General features: G+C 59.8%; 16 protein-coding genes. 12 read left to right on the top strand and 4 right to left on the bottom strand.

Features of this window, described 5'->3' with window-relative positions:
- Positions 1-3: 3 nt before the first annotated feature.
- The 10 genes from QOM10_RS12120 (at position 4) to QOM10_RS12075 (ending at position 12,246) form a co-directional block, all read left to right on the top strand.
- On the top strand, positions 4-1,854 hold the full coding sequence (locus QOM10_RS12120; protein WP_316918137.1) for an IucA/IucC family protein: 1,851 nt from the start codon (positions 4-6) through the stop codon (positions 1,852-1,854).
- A 13-nt stretch (positions 1,855-1,867) separates the two neighbouring features.
- On the top strand, positions 1,868-3,109 hold the full coding sequence (locus QOM10_RS12115) for an MFS transporter (RefSeq protein ID WP_150751915.1): 1,242 nt from the start codon (positions 1,868-1,870) through the stop codon (positions 3,107-3,109).
- Between the two features lie 13 nt (positions 3,110-3,122).
- Positions 3,123-4,307, top strand: a complete 1,185-nt coding sequence (locus QOM10_RS12110) for an aminotransferase class V-fold PLP-dependent enzyme (protein ID WP_316918136.1) — start codon at positions 3,123-3,125, stop codon at positions 4,305-4,307.
- 85 nt (positions 4,308-4,392) lie between these two features.
- Positions 4,393-4,908 (top strand): sigma-70 family RNA polymerase sigma factor, encoded by a 516-nt coding sequence (locus QOM10_RS12105; protein WP_150773864.1) that lies wholly within the window; start codon positions 4,393-4,395, stop codon positions 4,906-4,908.
- Complete coding sequence (locus QOM10_RS12100; protein ID WP_316918135.1) at positions 4,909-5,886, top strand: FecR domain-containing protein; 978 nt, start codon at positions 4,909-4,911, stop codon at positions 5,884-5,886.
- Between the two features lie 97 nt (positions 5,887-5,983).
- Positions 5,984-8,398 carry a TonB-dependent receptor gene (locus QOM10_RS12095; protein WP_316918134.1) on the top strand — a complete coding sequence of 805 codons (2,415 nt, stop codon included), beginning with the start codon at positions 5,984-5,986 and terminating at the stop codon, positions 8,396-8,398.
- A gap of 62 nt (positions 8,399-8,460) precedes the next feature.
- Positions 8,461-9,642, top strand: a complete 1,182-nt coding sequence (locus tag QOM10_RS12090; RefSeq protein WP_160042504.1) for an ABC transporter substrate-binding protein — start codon at positions 8,461-8,463, stop codon at positions 9,640-9,642.
- Positions 9,639-10,700, top strand: a complete 1,062-nt coding sequence (locus QOM10_RS12085; RefSeq protein WP_150751909.1) for a FecCD family ABC transporter permease — start codon at positions 9,639-9,641, stop codon at positions 10,698-10,700. Before QOM10_RS12090 ends, QOM10_RS12085 begins: the two co-directional genes overlap by 4 nt.
- Complete coding sequence (locus QOM10_RS12080; protein WP_127926863.1) at positions 10,694-11,449, top strand: ABC transporter ATP-binding protein; 756 nt, start codon at positions 10,694-10,696, stop codon at positions 11,447-11,449. The genes QOM10_RS12085 and QOM10_RS12080 overlap by 7 nt, the downstream gene beginning before the upstream one ends.
- A gap of 167 nt (positions 11,450-11,616) precedes the next feature.
- Positions 11,617-12,246: a hypothetical protein gene (locus QOM10_RS12075; protein ID WP_116029146.1), complete on the top strand. Its 630-nt coding sequence runs from the start codon at positions 11,617-11,619 to the stop codon at positions 12,244-12,246.
- An 82-nt stretch (positions 12,247-12,328) separates the two neighbouring features.
- Here QOM10_RS12075 and QOM10_RS12070 read toward each other — a convergent pair whose 3' ends face one another.
- Positions 12,329-13,327: a bile acid:sodium symporter family protein gene (locus QOM10_RS12070; RefSeq protein WP_150693596.1), complete on the bottom strand. Its 999-nt coding sequence runs from the start codon at positions 13,325-13,327 to the stop codon at positions 12,329-12,331.
- 84 nt (positions 13,328-13,411) lie between these two features.
- Here QOM10_RS12070 and QOM10_RS12065 point away from each other — a divergent pair, with 84 nt between their 5' ends.
- Positions 13,412-14,200: an AraC family transcriptional regulator gene (locus tag QOM10_RS12065; protein WP_160057396.1), complete on the top strand. Its 789-nt coding sequence runs from the start codon at positions 13,412-13,414 to the stop codon at positions 14,198-14,200.
- Here the strand turns inward: QOM10_RS12065 and QOM10_RS12060 are convergent, their stop codons facing one another.
- The gene (locus QOM10_RS12060) at positions 14,201-15,145 is read right to left on the bottom strand and encodes a Dyp-type peroxidase (protein WP_316918133.1); all 945 of its coding nucleotides are present in this window, start codon (positions 15,143-15,145) and stop codon (positions 14,201-14,203) included.
- A 164-nt stretch (positions 15,146-15,309) separates the two neighbouring features.
- Between QOM10_RS12060 and QOM10_RS12055 the strand changes: the two genes are divergently transcribed.
- On the top strand, positions 15,310-16,284 hold the full coding sequence (locus QOM10_RS12055; protein WP_316918132.1) for a TerC family protein: 975 nt from the start codon (positions 15,310-15,312) through the stop codon (positions 16,282-16,284).
- A gap of 123 nt (positions 16,285-16,407) precedes the next feature.
- Here QOM10_RS12055 and QOM10_RS12045 read toward each other — a convergent pair whose 3' ends face one another.
- Positions 16,408-17,508 carry a polyamine ABC transporter substrate-binding protein gene (locus QOM10_RS12045; protein WP_160039511.1) on the bottom strand — a complete coding sequence of 367 codons (1,101 nt, stop codon included), beginning with the start codon at positions 17,506-17,508 and terminating at the stop codon, positions 16,408-16,410.
- Positions 17,509-17,757: 249 nt separating this feature from the next.
- Positions 17,758-19,164: a purine-cytosine permease family protein gene (locus QOM10_RS12040; protein WP_160039509.1), complete on the bottom strand. Its 1,407-nt coding sequence runs from the start codon at positions 19,162-19,164 to the stop codon at positions 17,758-17,760.
- Positions 19,165-19,322: the final 158 nt, after the last annotated feature.

The raw sequence follows: 19,322 nt of genomic DNA, 5'->3' as shown, positions 1-19,322 counted from the left end.
GATATGGATGACTTCAAGACACTGATCGCCTACTCCCGCAAAAACGCCATGCGCCGTCTGGTGCGTTGCCTGTTTGCGGAAAACATCCTCGACCTTTCGGCCCTGAGCTTTTCCGTCGAGGGACACCAGGCGACTTACCCGCTCAAGGGCGGACGCGCCCATCTGGCCTTTTCCGACATCGCCAAAAGCCCGGCCGATACCGTGGTCAACGACGGCGACGTGGTGTTGGTGACCGATGAAGGCGTGCGCCAGCTCATCACCAGCCACCAGGACATGCTCGATGTGCTGCGCGACAGTTTCGACTTCGCCCCGACCGACGAAGGCGTGGCCGGGCTCAAGTCCGACATGGAAAACAGCCTGACCAACGACGCCCACGCCCGTCAGCATCGCCAGCACTGGAACGCCCGACTGGCACAAGCCGCCAAGGATCAAGGACTGCACAGCTTTACTGATTACTTGCGCCAGCACGCCAAAACCAAGGACGCCGCCATTCTTCTCGACCAGTGGGGTTCGCTGGAAGGCCATCCTTATTACCCGACCTGGAAAGCCCGCCCGGGCCTGACCGATGAAGAGGTCGAGCAACTGTCGCCCGAGTTCAACGCACAGGTGCCGCTGCGCATCGCCGCACTGCGCGCCGACAACGCGAAAAGCGAAAGCATGCCGCACGTGATCGATTACCGCGCCTGGTTCGCCGAGCATTTCCCGACGCAATGGGCGCAATGGAAAGCCTCGCTCAACAGCAAGGGGCTGGACGAAAACCAATGGCTGCCCTTGCCGATCCACAGCTGGCATTTACAAGCCTACGTGCTGGAAACCTTCGCGCAGGAAATCGCCGACGGCATCCTGATCACCGATGGCCCGGACCTGCCAACCCTGCCGACCATGTCCTATCGCACAATGATGCCGGTACTGGACGAATCCGCGCCGCTGATCAAACTGCCCATCGCGGTATGGATGACCAGCGAACTGCGCAGCCTGCAAGCCAAGTCGATTCACATGGGTCCGCGCATCAGTACGGTGATCAGCAAGATTCTCGAGACGGAAAACGGCTTCGATCAGCGCCTGGAAATCTTCCCGGAAGAAATCGGTGTGCGTTACAAAAACGCGGTGACGCAGGACGATCACCCGGGCCGTCATCTGTCCGTGGTGTATCGCGCCAGCGCACCAGCGTTCGAACGCAACGATAAGTGTCTGCCGATAACCGTGGCTTCACTGTTCACCCGTTTGCCCGGCAGCGGTCGTCCGCTGTTCACTGATCTGATTGAACGTGACGGTGTGCGCGCCAATACTGCGCAGGTCGAGAACTGGTTCCGCGAGTACGCGAAAGTGGTGACTCACCCGGTGGTGGCGATCTACTTGATGTACGGCATCGGCCTTGAGGCGCACCAGCAAAACACCATGGTGCTGTTCTCCCCGGACGGCAAAGCACGTAGTCTGCTGATCCGCGATTTCGGCGATGGCCGCACTTACGCGCCGTTGCTCGAGGGCCGTGGTTACAGCCTGCAACCGCACGTGCAGCCGGGTATTCTGCCGACAGTATTCTCCGGTGATATCGAGCCGGTGCGCATGTTTGTGCTCGACGCGGCGTTCCTCACGCACCTGCATGAAATCGCCCTGTGGCTGACCAAGGAATACGCTTTCAACAACACGCGGCTCTGGCAGGTGTTGCGCGAGGAAACCGACCTCGCCTTCGAAGCGGTGCGTGACCGGGTCGCGGCAGACGTGTGGGAAACCGAGCACAAGGCGTTCGTCGAAGAGCCATGGCCAACCCGTTCGTTGTTGCGCATGCACTTGATGCAGTACAGCAACTATCGTTTGCAACACACCCTGACCAACCCGCTCGCTAGCGCTTAACCGAGGCTGACTCATGTCCCAAGCAGGTGCCATCCAGGGTTCGAGAGTAAGAATCCTGATTTATCTTCTATTTGCGATCCAGCTGGTATCGATGGGCGCGATGGAAATGAGCGGGCCGTTCTGGCCTGTCCACCTGCGTGGGCTGACGACGTCAGAGTCGCTTTTCAGCTTCGCCAGCATCGCCGTGTACGTCGGGCCGATGCTGGGCATTATTCTCACCAGTGCATTCTGGGGCCGGATCGGTGATCGCTACGGCCACAAGTTGATGATGATCCGCGCCCTCGCCGGCTTGTCGTTGACCCAGCTTGGGCTGGCGCTCTTCAGTGATATCTGGGTGATTCTGATCCTGCGTTTTCTGCAAGGCGCGTTTGCCGGCTATATCGCGCCGGCACAGGCCTATGGCGTCAGCATTGAAGCGCCGTCGCGGCGCGCTCGGCTGTTCGCCATTCTGCAAATCTCGACCAATGTCGGCTCGCTGCTGGGTGCGGTGGTCGGCGGCTTGATCCTCGATTACGCGACGTTCTTCTGGATCAACATCATCGCTTCGGCGCTGTGTGCGGTGTGTACCGTGATCGCCGCCGTGACCTTGCCAGACGTGCCGCCGGTGAAGAAAGCCGTGATCGTCGACAAAACTGCGCCGGTTCGTTCCGGCAGCCTCTGGCAAGGCTCGCCATTGCTGTCGCTGCTCGGTGTGATGGGTATTCTGTTGCTGGCGCGGATGCTGCCGCAGACCTCGTTTTCGCTGTATGTCAGCTCGGTGTTCGAGGTCAGCAATTCGGTGGTCGGTCTCTGCTACGGCTTGCTGGCGCTGGGCTTCATTCTGTCGGCCACGGCGTGGTCGCGTTATTTCGAACACCGTGGTCAGCAGGACACCTTGCAGCGCATGACTTACGTGGTCATCGGCTGCATCGTCCTCACTGCGGTGGCGGGAATCACTCACAACCCGCTGGTGTTCGTGGTCGCCTACTTCATCTGGGGCGTACTGCTCGGTGCAACAACGCCGGTGTTGATGGCGCTGATCTCGAAGACCGCCGATAGCTCGCAACAGGGTCATGTACTGGGCATCGCTCAGGGCACTGCGCAATTCGCTTCGATTGCGGGGATTTCCGCCGGCGGCCTGCTCAGTCAGGTCTACGGTTTGCAGTACACCTATCTGTTTGTTTGCCTCGCTTACGTCGTCGCACTGATCCCGATCGTCGCGTTGCGCTACTGGCCGGCGGCGATGCAACCGAGCCCTGCCCCGGACGGGGAATGAAAGGAGTCTGCTTTTGAACATTGAACAACTGCGCGCCGACACCCCCGCCGTCGCGCAACTGATCCACTTCAATAATGCCGGCGCGGCGCTGATGCCCGCGCCGGTGATCGAGACCATGACCCGTCATATTCAGCTTGAAGCGACTCTGGGCGGCTACGAAGCCGCCGGGCAGCAATCGGCCGAAGTGGAAAATGTCTACGCCGCCATCGGGCAATTGATCAACGCTCAGCCTGACGAAATTGCGGTGATCGAGAACGCGACCCGCGCCTGGGACATGGCGTTCTATTCGTTACCGCTGCAACCCGGCGATGTAGTGCTGACATCGACCACCGAATACGCCGGCAACTACATTCCTTATCTGCAAATGAAGCAGCGGCGTGGTATCGAGATTCGGGTCATTCCTAACGATGAACACGGCCAGGTTTCCATGTCGGCACTAACGGCCATGCTCGACGATGATCGGGTTGCGCTGATTTCCCTGCCGGTGATCGCCACCAATGGCGGCCCGGTGCAACCCATCGAGCAGATCGGTGCCCTCGCCCGTTCGGCTGGCGTGCTGTTTCTGCTCGATGCCTGTCAGGGTGTCGGGCAGATGCCGATCGACGTGCAAAAAATCGGCTGTCATATGCTCGCGGCCACCAGTCGCAAATACCTGCGCGGGCCGCGCGGGATGGGCTTCTTGTATGTCGAAAAGTCCCTGTGCCAGAAGCTGGAACCGGCATTTCTCGATTTGCATGCCGCCTCATTGCAGGACGCCGAGACGTTCGAAATCCGCGGCGATGCCCGACGTTTCGAGAATTGGGAATGCAACGTCGCCGCCAAGCTGGGCCTCGGTGCGGCGGTGGAATACGCGCTGGCGCAAGGCATCGAACCGATGTGGCAGCGGATTCAGCAATTGGCTGATTACCTGCGCCGGCAACTGACAGATATCCCCGGTATCACGCCGCGAGACCTCGGGGTGCAGAAGTCCGGCATCGTCACGTTTACTCATCGCGACAGCAGCGCCGCGCACGTTCAGCAGTGGCTGGCCGGCCAGGAAAAGCGCATCAACGTCAGCACCTCGACGTTCCGTTCGACCCTGCTCGACATGCAGCACAGGGACTTGCTGGAGGTCAGCCGTGCGTCGGTGCATGCGTACAACACTGAGGCGGAAATCGACACAATGGTTGCTGCACTGCGCGGTTTGCAGGGTGCCTGAGCAGGACGCCAATCGGCGCTTGCGTCAAAGAGGGGTTGTAAACTAGCATTGGGAATACTTCTCAATTGCATGAAAATCTGCAGCCATGAGCGAAACCCTTCCCGCGAATAATGCCAATCACCTGCGCGCGATCGAAGCCCTGTACAGCGGCCATCACGGCTGGCTGTACGCGACGCTGAGAAAAAAACTGGGAAACTCCATGGATGCGGCGGATCTGGCGCAGGACACCTTCACGCGCATCCTAGCCTCGCAAGTCACCGTCATTGAGCAGCCGCGCGCGTATCTGAGCTGCGTGGCCAAAGGCATTCTGGTCAACTGGTATCAACGCAAGGCGCTGGAACGTGCCTACCTGGACGCCCTCGCCCATGTGCCGGCGCCGGAAGTGCCTTCGCCGGAAGTGCGTTTCATGGTGCTGGAAACCCTGCACGAAATCGACGCGATGCTCGACGCCCTGCCGCTGCTGGTCAAACGCGCCTTTCTGTTGTCGCAGATCAGCGGCCTTAAATACGACGACATTGCCGAGCAGTTGGGCTTGTCGTTGATCACCGTCAAACGCTACATGAAGCAAGCCTTCGTGCAGTGCCTGTTGCTGGTGGAGTAAATGCTCGCACGGAGCAATGAACCACACCTTGATCATCAGGCCCTCGAGGAAGCGGCCGACTGGTTGATCCGCATGAGTGATGGTGAACTCAGCGACAGCGAGCGCGGCGAATGGGAATACTGGAAAGCCAGCACGCCCGAGCGCGGTCGTGCCTGGGCGCGGGCGCAGTTGTTGCAGAGCAAACTCGGCGGCCTGCCACCGTCACTGGCGATGTCGGCGCTCGATCGCCCGAGCAGCCCGGAGCGCCGTGCGGCGTTGGGCAAACTGGCGATGATTCTGGCCATCCTGCCGGCCGGTTGGGGCAGCTGGAAGCTGGCAGAGTCGCAGCAATGGTCAGCCGACTATCGCACTGCCGTTGGCCAGCAACGCGAGCTGACCCTGGCCGACGGCTCGAAAATCACCCTGAACACCGACACCGCCATCGACGTGCTGTTCGACGCCAATCAACGCCTCATCCACCTGCGCGAAGGCGAAATACTGGTGCAGACCGCGCCGGACATTTCACCGCTGGCGCGACCGTTTCTGGTCAGCACCCGTCAGGGCCGTATGCAGGCGCTGGGCACGCGGTTCACCGTGCGCGAACAGCAACCGCGCACGCACCTCGCGGTGCTGGAAGGCGCGGTCAAAGTTGAACTCGCGGACAATCGCCAGACCACGCCACTGATCGTCAACGCCGGTCAACGCACTGACTTCTCTTCCGACACCTTCGGCCAGCTTAACGTTGCCGACCGTTATGTCGGTGCCTGGGCGCAGGGCATGCTGATGGCCGACAAGATGCGCCTAGCCGATTTCGTCAACGAGCTGACGCGCTATCGCCGCGGTTTCGTGCGCCTCGATCCGGCAATTGCCGATCTGCGCATTTCCGGCGCCTACCCGATCAGCGACAGTCAACGCACCTTGAACATGCTGGCGCAAACCTACCCGATCCTCGTCAGCGGCCACCTGAATGGCTACTGGGTCATGCTTTCCCCCGCCTGAGTGAAAAAATAATTGCCGTAGCGGTGATACTTTTTTCGATCTCGACTGGCTATTGGGGAGAAGCACCTTTTCGTCCTGTTTATAGGCTCATTCATCCATGCTTGCCGCACGCCACCTGCGCCCGGAACGTCAGCTCAAACCCGTTGTTCGCAGTGCGTTGCTAAGCCTTGTCCTGATCGGTGCCGTTTGCCCGTTTGCCTTGGCCGCCGTGCCGGTGCAACTGGACGCTGTCGCGGTTCGTGCCTACAACATTCCCGTCGGGCCGCTGGGTGCGACCCTGTCGAGCTTCGCCGTGGACGCCAACATTGCCCTGTCGTTCGAGCCCTCGCTGGCCGAAGGCCTGACCAGCCCTGCGCTGATCGGCCATTACTCGACGCAGGAGGCGGTCAATCGCTTGCTGGCGGGCAGTGGCCTGGACATGGTCTTGCGCAGTGACGGCAGCTACACATTGGTGCCACGCCGGGTGACGCTGGATGAAACATCGATCATCGGCACCGAAAAGCGCGCCGATTCCCTGCCAGAAGTGTATGCAGGTGGACAAGTGGCCAACGGCGGGCGCTTGGGCATTCTTGGCAATACGGATGTCATGGACGCCCCCTTCAGCATCAGCACCTACACCTCGTCGCTGATCAAGGATCAACAGGCCGTCACCGTCGGCGATGTGCTGGAACGTGATTCCTCGGTACGATCCACTGGCCAGACGGGAGGGATTGTCGACTCCTTCTTCATCCGTGGCTTTCCCGTCGGCGAAGGCAACCTCGGTGAACTGGCCTTCGACGGCGTGTACGGCGTGGCGCCCAATTACCGCGTGTTCACCGAATACGCCGAGCGCATCGAACTGGTCAAAGGTCCCGGCGCCCTGCTCTACGGCATGTCACCCAACAACGCGGTCGGCGGCGTAATCAACGTGGTGCCGAAACGCTCCCTCGATGAAGACCTGACCCGTTTCACCGCCAGTTACGCCATGGATTCTCAGGCCGGTGGCCATCTCGATGTCAGTCGCCGCTTCGGTGAAGAGCGCCGTTTTGGCGTGCGCTTCAACGGCAGTACGCAACTGGGCAACACGGCGATCGACGATCAATCGCGCCACGTCGACATCGGCGCGATTTCCCTCGACTATCAGGGCGAACGCCTGCGCACAACCTTCGACTGGCTCAACCAGAAAGAAAGCTTCGACGCCGCTTCGCGGCCGTTCCTGATTGCTCCGGGCGTGGACATTCCTTCCGCCGCCAACGGTCGCAGCAACGTCAGTCAGGATTGGGGCTGGTCGAAAACCCGTGACAAATCGGCGCTGCTCAGCGGCGAATATGACCTCAGCGACGCATTGACGGTGTTCGCCCATGCCGGCGGCGGCAAATCGGATGTGGCGCGAATGTCCGACCAGACGCCGACCATTATCAATGCCGCAGGCGACACCTCATCGATCCCCGGTTACTACAAGTTCGAAGTCGAGCGTTACACCGTTGATACCGGTGCGCGGCTGCGCTTCGATACCGGGCCGATCAGTCACCGCACCACTGTGCAGGTCAGTCGCTATCGCGATGTGTTGTCGCGCGGGATCATTTCCGGCGCACCGATCCTGTCGAACATTTATCACCCGGTGGATCGCCCGCAACCTTACATCCCCAAGCCGGATACGCCGAAGGTCTCGCAGAGCGAACTGACTGGCGTGGCGCTTGCCGACACGCTGTCGATTCTCGATGACCGCGCGCAGGTAACCCTGGGCTTGCGCAAACAGAACATCAAATCCGACAACTACAACGCCGCCGGCGTGGTGACCACGTCCTACGACGACGGCCGGACGACCCCGTTGTTCGGCGCGGTGATCAAGCCTTGGGACCACGTTTCGTTCTACTACAACTACCTCGAAGGGCTGAGCAAGGGCGACATCGCGCCTTCCACCGCGTCCAACGCTGGCGAGATCTTTGCCCCTTATGTTTCCCGCCAGCACGAACTCGGGGTCAAAGCCGATTACGGCACGTTCACCTCCACCATCAGCCTGTTTCAGATCACCAAACCCAGCGGCGAACTGGCCTCCGGGGTGTTCTCGGTGCAGGGCGAACAACGCAATCGCGGGCTGGAGCTGAACGTGTTCGGCGAAGTCACGCCGGGCACTCGCCTGCTCGGCGGCGTGACCCTGCTTAATGCCGAACTGACGAAAACCGGCGTGGCCGCCAACCGCGGCAACAAACCGGTCGGCGTGCCCGAGGTTCAGGTCAACCTCTGGGCCGAATGGGACACCTCTTGGGTCGAGGGGCTGACACTGACCGGAGGCGCGATCCACACCGGCAGCCAGTACGTGAACCAGGCCAACACACAAAAACTCGATGACTGGACCCGCTTCGATGTCGGCGCCCGCTACAGCACGCGCATCGATGATCGACCGACCACGTTTCGCGCCACCGTGCAGAACGTGTTCGATCACGAGTACTGGTCGGGCGTCGCTTCCTACGGCGCGTTCTCCCAAGGCTCACCGCGCACCTTATTACTGTCGGCGACTGTCGATTTCTGAAACGTTCAGCCGGACAGCGGTGTGAGCCGTTGGCCGAACTGACCTTTGCAAAGGCTTTGACCATGGTGATTTTCGATCGACGCAGCCTCGCGTTGGCTGCGCTGTTACTGGCAGGACTGCTGAGCCTGTCTGCGCTGGCGCCGCGCAATGCAAACGCCACCGAAGCGGATACGGCGCGCACCGAAGTGACCGATCTGCTCGGGCGCAAGGTCAAGGTGCATCTGCCGGTCAGACGGGTCATCCTCGGTGAAGGCCGGCAGTTGTATCTGGTCGCCGCATTGGACACACAGAATCCGATCGAACGCATCGTCGGCTGGCGCAAGGACCTGATCCAGTCCGACCCGGACACCTACAATGCCTACCTGCGCAAATTCCCCGGCATTGCCAAAATCCCCACCTTCGGCGGCTTTGAAGACGGCACCTTTGATATCGAACAAGCGATCTCGCAGCGCCCGGATGTGATCATCCTCAATATCGAAGCGCAGCACGCCACCGAAGATGCACGCTACATCGAGAAGCTCGACGCTTTGGGCATCCCGGTGGTGTACGTCGACTTTCGCAACAACCCGATGCAGAACACCGAACCGACCATGCGTCTGTTCGGCAAACTGTTCGGTAAAGAGCAACGCGCCGAAGCCTTCATTGATTTTCGCAACCAGCAGATTCACCGCGTCACCGACGTCATCGAGAAACAGCACCCACCGCGTCCAAGCGTGTTCATTGAGCGCATTGGCGGCTACACCGACGATTGCTGCCTGAGTTTCGGCAACGAGAACTTTGGTCTGTTTGTCGACATGGCCGGCGGCAACAACATCGCCCGGGGGATCATCCCGACCACGTTCGGCCAGTTGAATCCCGAGCAGGTCATCGTCGCCAATCCGGCGCACGTGGTGGTCACCACGGCCAACTGGGAAGCCTTTGCACCCGGTGGCCACTGGGTCGGTGTCGGGCCCGGCGCCGACATGAACCAGGCACGGAAAAAACTCGCGTGGTATACGCAGCGTCCGGCCTACGCCGGGATCAAGGCTCAGGAGACACAAGCCTTCCACGCCATCTGGCATCAGTTCTACAACAGCCCTTATCAGTTCGTGGCCATTCAGCAATTGGCCAAATGGTTTCACCCGGAGCTGTTTGCCGATCTCGACCCGGACGCCTCCTTCCGCGAACTGCACGAGCGTTTTCTGCCTGTGCCGTATGAGCCGGGCTACTTCGTCAGCCTGCGTAATCCTGAGGTCAAACCATGAGTTCGTTGACCGAGACCGTCGAGGTGCAGCGCGAAACCTATCGGCGACTGGTGCTGCGTAAACGCCTGATCCTCGCAGGGCTGGTGGTTCTGTTGCTGTGCAGTGTGCTGCTCGATCTGGCACTGGGCCCGGCGAGTTACAGTTTCAGCGAAGTGCTTGGCGCATTGTTTTCACCGGACAGCGCGTCTCCACAAGTGCGCGTGGTGATGTGGGACATTCGTCTGCCGGTGGCGCTGATGGCAGTGGCGGTCGGCGCGGCGCTGTCGCTGGCCGGCGCGCAGATGCAGACCATCCTCAACAACCCGCTGGCCAGTCCGTTCACCTTGGGTATTTCCGCCGCCGCCAGTTTCGGCGCGGCGCTGGGCCTGGCCTTCGGTGTGGCGTTGTTCCCGCTGGCCGCGCAATTCATGGTGCCGCTCAACGCCTTCATCATGGCCATGCTCTCGGCGCTGTTGATTCACTTTCTGAGCATGCGCCGTGGCGTCACTGCCGAAACCATCGTGCTGCTCGGCATCGCGCTGGTATTCACTTTCAATGCGCTGCTGGCGCTGGTGCAGTTCTTCGCCACCGAGCAAGCCGTCGCCGCCGTGGTGTTCTGGACCATGGGCAGCCTGACCAAAGCCACCTGGCCGAAACTCGGGGTGATTTGTCTGGTGATCCTGATCACCCTGCCGATTTTCGCCAAACGCGCCTGGGCCTTGACCGCCCTGCGCCTGGGCGACGACAAGGCTGCCAGTTTCGGCATCAACGTGCGCAGCCTGCGCTTTCAGACGCTGATCATGGTCAGCCTGCTCGCCTCGTTTCCCGTGGCCTTCGTCGGCACCATCGGCTTTATCGGACTGGTCGGGCCGCACATCGCGCGCATGCTGATCGGTGAAGATCAGCGCTTCTTTTTGCCGGCCTCCTTGCTCACCGGCTCGTTGATTCTCTCGGCCAGTTCGGTGGTCAGCAAGACCCTGATCCCCGGTGCGATTTTCCCTATCGGCGTGGTCACCTCACTGATCGGCGTGCCGTTCTTCATTTCACTGATTCTCGGCGGGAAGAAAAACTCATGGTGACGCTGCAACTGGAAAATCTCGGCGCACGCTACGGTCAGCGCGAGATCATTCGTGGTGTCTCGACGGCGACGTTTTCTGGCGGTCAGGTGGTGGCCGTGGTCGGGCCCAATGCGGCCGGCAAATCGACGTTGTTCAAACGTATGGCCGGGCTGATCGATGGCCCCGGGCAGGTGATTTTGCAGGGCTCGAAAAAAGGCTCGAGCGGCATCAGCTACATGCCGCAAGGCCTGAATGCCAGTGCGCGTTTGACGGTGTACGAATCCGTGCTGCTGGCGCGCAAGCAACTGACGCCGGGCTGGGTGGTCCATGATGATGAGCTGAAACTGGTCGACGAGATTCTCGCCGCGCTGGGCATCACCGGGCTGTCGTTCCGTAACCTTGGTGAACTCAGCGGCGGTCAGCAGCAGTTGGTCTCCATCGCCCAGACGCTGGTGCGCGAACCGGAAATCCTACTGATGGACGAACCGACCAGCGCCCTCGACATGCATCGACAAGTGCAAGTGCTGAACTTCATGCGCAGCCTCGCGCGCAAACGCGAGGTGATTGTGTTCATTGCCATCCATGATCTGAATCAGGCGTTGCGCTTCGCCGATCAGGTGTTGGTGATTGCTGATGGCACCAGTCAGGGGAGCGGCCCGAGCAATGAGGTGATCACCGAACAGATGCTGCGCGATGTCTACAAGGTTGAGGCGCGCATCGAGCAGTGCAGCCGTGGGGTAAACCACATTCTGATCGACGACATCGTATGAAGTGCAATCGCTGCTGGCAACGGTGCAGCGCGGTGTTGTAACGTTGTGCCCGCCTCGTGCCAAGCGCCAATCAGCGCCGATCTTTGCCGTAGAGCATTGCTCGTCGAGAAGTGGCAAAACACCGTCGTCACTGGACTGGCCGTCAATAATTTCAGGAAGAAAAAGGCATGAAAATCACAGCCATTTCACCGTTGAACAGCGCAACACCGCAGTCTATTGTCGACCTGATATCGACCCTTCGTTCAGACCTCGTTGTACTGCCAGGCTTCGCAGAAAACATTCCTGCTGCAGCGGCCATTCAGAAAGTACTCCACCCCGGCACCAAGGTTTTCCTGGAGTCGGGAAAGAAGCAATCAGTCACTCCCTGGCTCGTTTCCCCGACGGAAATCATCGGGATGCCAAAGCAGATTTTTGCTCAAGCCCCAAACGCTGAAAACTTGCGACAACTGGAATCGAGTTTTCAGGGCCGGACGTTCAAGATCCGCCATCGTGAGGTCTCATTCATACTCTGCGGTGAAATCAACGCCTTCAACACCGATGGTTTGGCGAAAGCTGAAATCCAACTGCCTTTTGACGTTCTGGTGAATCCGGCTCACTCACTGATGGGCCGTTGGCATATTCTCGGTGCCAAGCTCCGTGCTCTGTCTGTCGGTCGCACAGTCGTACACGTCGCGAATAACGCCAAAGGGAGTCGTTCGCCCACTACAGATGTTCGTATCTACCACGACGGAGCACCCGTGGGAGTAAAGGAGCGCAACGACAGTGCGGCGTGGTGCACGTTTCAGCTAAGCGCCTGAAAGACGCCTTGCGACCACCTGCATTCGCGGTGCAACCGGGCTAATACTTCGTCATCAGCGCTCCGATAGACCCGAGTCGGAATCATGGATCGACTTGTGCCATCAGCTCTGGCACCGATTCCGGGCGCTTGGCGTAGCGCTGCGCCAGCACCGCACAGACCATCAACTGGATCTGATGGAACAGCATCAACGGCAGGATCAGCACGCCAATCGTGCTGCCGGCAAACAACACCTGCGCCATCGGCACGCCGGTGGCCAAGCTCTTTTTCGAACCGCAGAACAGAATGGTGATGCGGTCTTCCTGGCTGAAGCCGAATGCCTTGCCGAGCAACGTCGACGCCAGCAGTACCAGCGCCAAAAGAATGCAGCAGACCACCACCAATCCCAGCAACTCGAACAGCGGAATCTGATGCCAGATGCCTTCGTTGACGGCCTCGCTGAACGCGCCGTAAACCACCAACAGAATCGAGCCCTGATCGACGAACTTCAGCCAGTTCTTGTTGCGTCCGACCCACGCGCCGATCCAGCGCCGGGCGATCTGTCCGGCAATGAATGGCAGGAGCAATTGCACGCTGATTTTCAGGATCGCATCCAGCGTCGAACCACCATCACCGTGGACATCGAGCAGCAACGTGACCAACAGCGGCGTGAGGAAAATCCCGAACAGGCTCGATGCCGCCGCGCTGCAGATCGCCGCCGGAATGTTGCCCCGGGCCAGCGAGGTGAACGCGATCGCCGACTGCACCGTGGCCGGCAGTGCGCACAGGTAGAGCATGCCCATGTACAGCTTGTCGCCGATCAGCGGTGACAGCAGTGGTTTCAGCGCCAGGCCCAGTAACGGGAAAAGGACAAACGTCAGGCCAAACACCAGCAAATGCAGGCGCCAGTGTCCGGCGCCGGCAATGATCGATTCGCGCGAGAGCTTGGCGCCATGCAGGAAAAACAGCAGCGCGATGGCGATGTTGGTCAGCCAGCCGAAGCCGACGGCGACCTGGCCGCTGGCCGGCAGGAAGCTGGCCAGCAATACGACGCCGATCAGCGTCAGGGTGAAGTTGTCGGGCAAAAAGCGGGGGCGAGTCATGGTCGGTTCATCCGGGGGTTGCCAGTGCGTGCCGACGACTCTAACGTGACTGCCAATTACCGACTAACGCCGAAGGGCCACAAGATGCCGCCTAAAGGACATGACAAAAGCGTCCGTCGCAGCATTCCCGGGCTGCCCAGCCTGCCGCGTCCACTCTACGGGCGCACCGAATCGCTGCCCAATCGCGCCCTGACTCGGCGCCACAGTCACCCGTGGGTGCAGTTGTCCTACGCGATTCAGGGTGTGCTGGAAATACAGACCAGCGCCGGCCGTTTCGTCGCCCCGCCCGAACGCGCCGTGTGGATCCCGGCGGGCGTACCGCATCGGGTGTTCAGCTCGCCGCACACCGAAATGCGCAGCCTCTACATCGATTGCAGCGTTGCCGGATGGGCAATCGAGCGTTGTCACGTGCTCGGCGTCAGCGATCTGCTCAGGGAGCTGATCCGCGCGTTCAGTCAGGTCCCGGTGGAATACGACCAGAGTGGCCCGCACGGACGCCTCGCTCAAGTGATCCTCGATCAACTGGCCGAAGCGCCGCAGATCGACCTGATGTTGCCGTTGCCGCAAGACGCCCGCTTAAAGCAGATCTACCAGAGCCTGGAACACCATCCGGAACAGCAAACCACGCTGAGCCACTGGAGCGAGAAGTTCGGCGTCACCGAGAAGACCCTCACCCGTCTGTTTCTGCGCGACACCGGCCTGACCTTCCGCGCCTGGCGCCAGCGCTTGCGCCTGCTTGGTGCACTGACGCCGTTGGAGAAAGGTGAACGCGTTACCGATGTTGCGCTGGCCTGTGGTTACGACTCGACGTCGGCGTTTATCGCGGCGTTTCGACAGCAGTTTGGTGAAACGCCGGGGGAGTTTTTTCGCTGATCAGCGATCCGCCAGTTCTTCCAGCAAGTCCGCTGACGGCACGAAATAAAGGCTGCCGGTAACCGCCGTGCTGAAATCCAGCAACTTGTCGTAGTTACCCGGTGGCTTGCCGACGAACATGTTTTCCAGCATCTGCTCCATCGGCTCGGGCGAGCGCGCGTAGCCGATGAAGAAGGTGCCGAACTCCCCTGCTCCCGGTCGGCCGAACGGCATGTTGTCACGGAGGATCTTCACTTCCTCGCCTTGTGCGTTGGTAATGGTGGTCAGTGCACTGTGCGAGTTGCTCGGTTTGACCGCGTCATCCAGCTCGATGTCGGACAGTTTCGTGCGACCAATCACGCGTTCCTGCGCTTCAACGCTCAAGCCGTTCCATGCGGTCATGTTGTGCAGGTATTTCTGCACCAGCACGTAACTGCCGCCGCTGAAGCCCGGATCTTCGTCACCGACGATGGTGAAGTTGAGCGCTTTGCGCCCGACCGGGTTTTCCGTGCCGTCGACAAAACCGATGATGCTGCGCATGTCGAAATAGCGAAAACCCTGCACTTCGTCGACCACGGTCACCGCATCGCCGAGAACCGCCATGATCTGCGTGGCCAGTTCAAAACACAGGTCCATTTGATCGGCGCGAATGTGCAGCAGGAGATCACCCGGGGTTGCCGGGGCATGTCGCCCTTCCCCGCCAAATTCGCGAAAACCGTGCAGCGACGCCGGGCGCGGATGGCCAAACAGGCGATCCCAGGCGTTCGAGGAAAAGCCGCAGATACAGGTCAGATTGCCGGTCGGTACACGCTTGCCCACCGAGCGCACCAGCCCGGCGACATCACCGCACCAGTCTTTGACGGTTTGCGCGGCATCAGCCCCCGGGTTCAGCGTCGCGACGATGAAAATAGCGCTGCTGGTGATCGGACTGCACACCGCTTGAGGTTCAAGAATGTCGGTATTCATCGTTGAAAACATTGCTCCGTAAAAAGTGCCCGAGCTGTTAACGGGGGCGGATAGTTCGTTTTTATCGAACTGTTGCGCAGAAATAAACGATTTTTCTTTGCGGCAAGCCCGTCGCTAGCATGGCCTCGTCTGACCCCAATCGAAGAATAGACAGGGAGCGTGACATGCCAGCCACAAACATCAATATCGGCGAACCGTGGATGTGGGCCGCCTTCATCGTCTTCGTGCTTGCCATGCTGGCATTGGACCTGTTTGTCTTCGGTGGGCGCAAGGCGCATCGGGTATCAGTGCGCGAAGCCTTGTCCTGGGTCATCGCCTGGTGCTTGCTGGCACTGAGTTTCGCGGCGCTGCTCTGGTGGTATCTGCACGGCGCGTTCGGCGCTGAAATCGCGCGGGAGAAAACCCTCGAATTCCTCACTGGTTATCTGATCGAGCAGTCGCTGTCGATCGACAATATGTTCGTCTTCGTGATGATCTTCAGTTACTTCGCCGTGCCGCCGGAGTTACAGCGGCGGGTGCTGCTGTACGGCGTGCTCGGGGCGATCGTGATGCGCGCGGTGATGATTTTTGCCGGGGTGTGGCTGGTGTCGCAGTTTGAATGGCTGCTGTATGCGTTCGGCGTGTTCCTGATCTTCACCGGGATCAAAATGCTGGTGTTTGCCGACCACCAGCCGGACCTGGACAAGAATCCGTTGCTGCGCTGGGTGCGCGGGCATATGCGCATCACCAGCGGGTTTCATGGCGAACGGTTTTTCGTCCTGCAAAACGGCGTGCGCTGGGCAACCCCGATGTTTTTGGTGCTGGTGTTGATCGAGGCCAGTGACCTGATGTTCGCGGTGGACAGCATCCCGGCGATCTTCGCCGTGACGACTGATCCGTTCATTGTCTTCACCTCGAATATCTTCGCGATCATGGGATTACGCGCGTTGTATTTCCTGCTGGCGGACATGGCTGACCGCTTTCACTTGCTCAAGTATGGGCTGGCGATTGTGCTGGTGTTTATCGGCGGCAAAATGGTGTTGATGCCGTGGTTGCACATGCCGGTGGAGTGGTCGTTGGCGGTGGTGGGCGGGGTCATCCTGAGTTCGGTTTTGCTGAGCCTATTGACCACCAGAGAGAGCGAACGCAGCACTGAATGACACCGCACAAAACCCTGTGGGAGCGAGCCTGCTCGCGAAGGCGTCGGACCAGTCAACATCGAAGTTGAATGACACTCCCCTTTCGCGAGCAGGCTCGCTCCCACATTTGGATTGCGGTGGTGGTTACTTATCGGACTTGATGCTGGTCCACACCCGTGTACGCACACGCTCAAGTTTCTGCGGCAACGGCTGCACAACGTAGAGGTTTTTCAGCGCTTCCGGGGTCGGCGTCAGGTTCGGGTTGCCGGTGATTTCCTTGTTGATCAGCGGCATCGAATCCTTGTTCGCATTCGGGTAACCGAGGAAGTCGCTGATCGGCGCGATCACTTTCGGGTCGAGCAAGGTGTTGAGGAATTCGTGGGCCTCGCTGACGTTTTTCGCGCTCTTCGGAATCGCGAAAGTGTCGAACCAGATCGGCGCGCCTTCCTTCGGCAAGCGCCAGTCAACCACTACGCCGTTGCCGGCTTCTTTGGCGCGGTTGCCGAACTGGTAGAAGCTGCCGGAGTAACCGATGGCCACGCAGATGTCGCCGTTGGCGATGTCGGTCATGTACTTGGCCGAGTTGAAATAGGTCACGTACGGGCGAACCTTAAGCATCAACTCCTTGGCCTTTTCATAATCGGCGGGGTTCTGGCTGTTCGGATCGAGGCCCAGGTAATGCAGGGCCAACGGCAGGATTTCCGTCGGCGAATCAAGCATCGCCACGCCGCAGGATTTGAGTTTTTCCATGTTCTCCGGTTTGAACACCAGATCCCAGCTGTCCACCGGCGCGTTGTCACCCAATGCAGCCTTGACCTTGGCCGGGTTGAAGCCGATCAGCACGGTGCCGACCATGTAGGGGACGCCGTACAGGTTGCCCGGATCGTTCTTGCCCAGCAGTTTCAACAGTTCCGGATCCTGGTGGCTCCAGTTCGGCAGTTTCGATTTATCCAGCTTCTGAAACACGCCAGCCTTGATCTGCGTTTCGAGGAACTGGTTCGACGGCACCACCAGGTCGTAACCGGAGTTACCGGTCAGCAGTTTGGCTTCCAGGGATTCGTTGGTGTCGAAGGTGTCCCAGGTCACTTTGATGCCGCTTTTTGCGGCGAAATCCTTGGGCACGGACGGCAGGATGTAATCCGCCCAGTTGTACACGCGGAGTTCGCGTTGCTCAGCCTGGACGGCCCCGGCCAGCAGCGTCAGCCCACACACAGTGGCTCCCAGAATGCGTTTCATCGTGACCATGGTTGTTCCCCAAAAGGCAGCGTGAGTTCGATGGTTTTTATGTTCTGTACACGGCAGCGGCTGTAAAGGTAGCCAAGGGTAAAAAAGATTCAGCGTCTGGTTATGGTTTTGATTCTTGCTGACAGCGTAGCTGGAGCACAGTGGGGGATGGGCCAAAAGGGGATCGATGTGGCCAATTTGATTGACCGCCGGGATGCGGAAACAACAATGCCCGGCACTTGGCCGGGCATTGTTGAGTAACGGATCAGCTCAGTCGGTGTAACCCAATCTCGCCGCCCTGCTCTGCTGTGTCTGGCTGCGTGTTGCCAAGCAGTAATACAACGGCACGGTGACAACCAGGCCCACCAGCCAGGACAAGTCCGCACCCTCAACCAGATTGGCGTACGGTCCGACATACAGCGACGTGTTGGCGAATGGCAGTTGCACGAGGATGCCGATGAAATAAGCGATGATCGCGTGCAGGTTGAAGCGCCCGTAAACCCCGCCATCGGCGCGGAAGATCGAGCTGATGTCGTAGCAGCCGCGCTTGATCAGGTAGAAGTCGATCAGGTTGATCGACGCCCACGGCACCAGCACCAACAACAGCGCCAGAATCAAACCGATGAACTCGGAAATGAAATCCGCCGACGCACCCAGCGCGACCACGCAGCAACCGGCGAGCACCACGCTCGACAACACGACGCGCACCTTGATGCTCGGCGTCCATTGGCTGGCGAAGGTCTGGATCGAGGTGATGATCGAGAGCACCGCGCCATACAGATTCAGCGCGTTGTGACTGATGATATTGAGCAGAAACAGCACCATCAAAATCGGCCCCAGCCAACCGGTCGATTGCTTGACCGCGACCATCGCCTCGGTGCCTTCCGGGGTCGCCAGCACGGCCACCGCACCGAAGCTGAACGACAGAATCGTGCCCAGCGTCGCGCCCAGATAAGTCGCCCAGAACGGCTTGGCAATACCGATATCCGCTGGCAGGTAACGCGAGTAATCGGAAACGTACGGCGAAAAGCTGATCTGCCAGATGATCCCCAGCGACACCGTCGCCAGCCAGCCGGACAGGTTGAAACTGCCGCGAGTGAGAAAGTCCGCCGGCAAGTCATGGGCAAAGATATAGATGAACCCGGCCAGCAACGCGCTGCCCATCACCCAGGTGCCGATGCGATTCAGCGTGTGAATGAAGTTGTAGCCGATCACGCCAATCGCCGTGGCCGCCAGTGCGCCGATCAGAATGCTCAGCGGCGCCGGCACCGACGGCGCAATGCCGACGATGGATTTACCCGCCAGGACGATGTTGGAAATAAAGAAACCGATGTAGATCAGCGCGGCGAAGAACACGATCAGCAGCGCGCCGTAACGACCGAACTGGCCGCGACTCTGGACCATTTGCGGAATGCCCATACGCGGGCCTTGCGCCGACGCCAGCGCGATCACCACACCGCCGATCAGGTGCCCCAGCGCAATCGCCAGCAGCCCCCAGAGCAAATCGAGATGGAACACCTGAACCACCATGGCACCGGTGACGATGGGCAGGGGCGCAATGTTGGTGCTGAACCAAAGGGTGAACAGGTCGCGGGCCTTCCCGTGGCGTTCCGCGAGTGGGACGTAGTCGACCGTATGATTCTCGATCAACGGATCTTGCCGGGACATCTGGGACATATGCATGAACTCGAGTTTGTCTGTTCTTATCGTTGTATGAAGCCAAACCGGGGGGACTCTCTGGCCGCCCCTCAGATGCAGACCATATTATGGTATTCCAAACAATTCACAAGACTGATCCGTAGTTTGCGGTGCCAACTGATACGCCATCCTCGCTG

The organism is Pseudomonas sp. P108, assembly GCF_032613195.1.
In the GTDB taxonomy this organism is placed as follows: Bacteria; Pseudomonadota; Gammaproteobacteria; order Pseudomonadales; family Pseudomonadaceae; genus Aquipseudomonas.
Note: the sequence above shows the minus strand (reverse complement) of the source record. Positions and strands in the feature narration are given on the sequence as shown.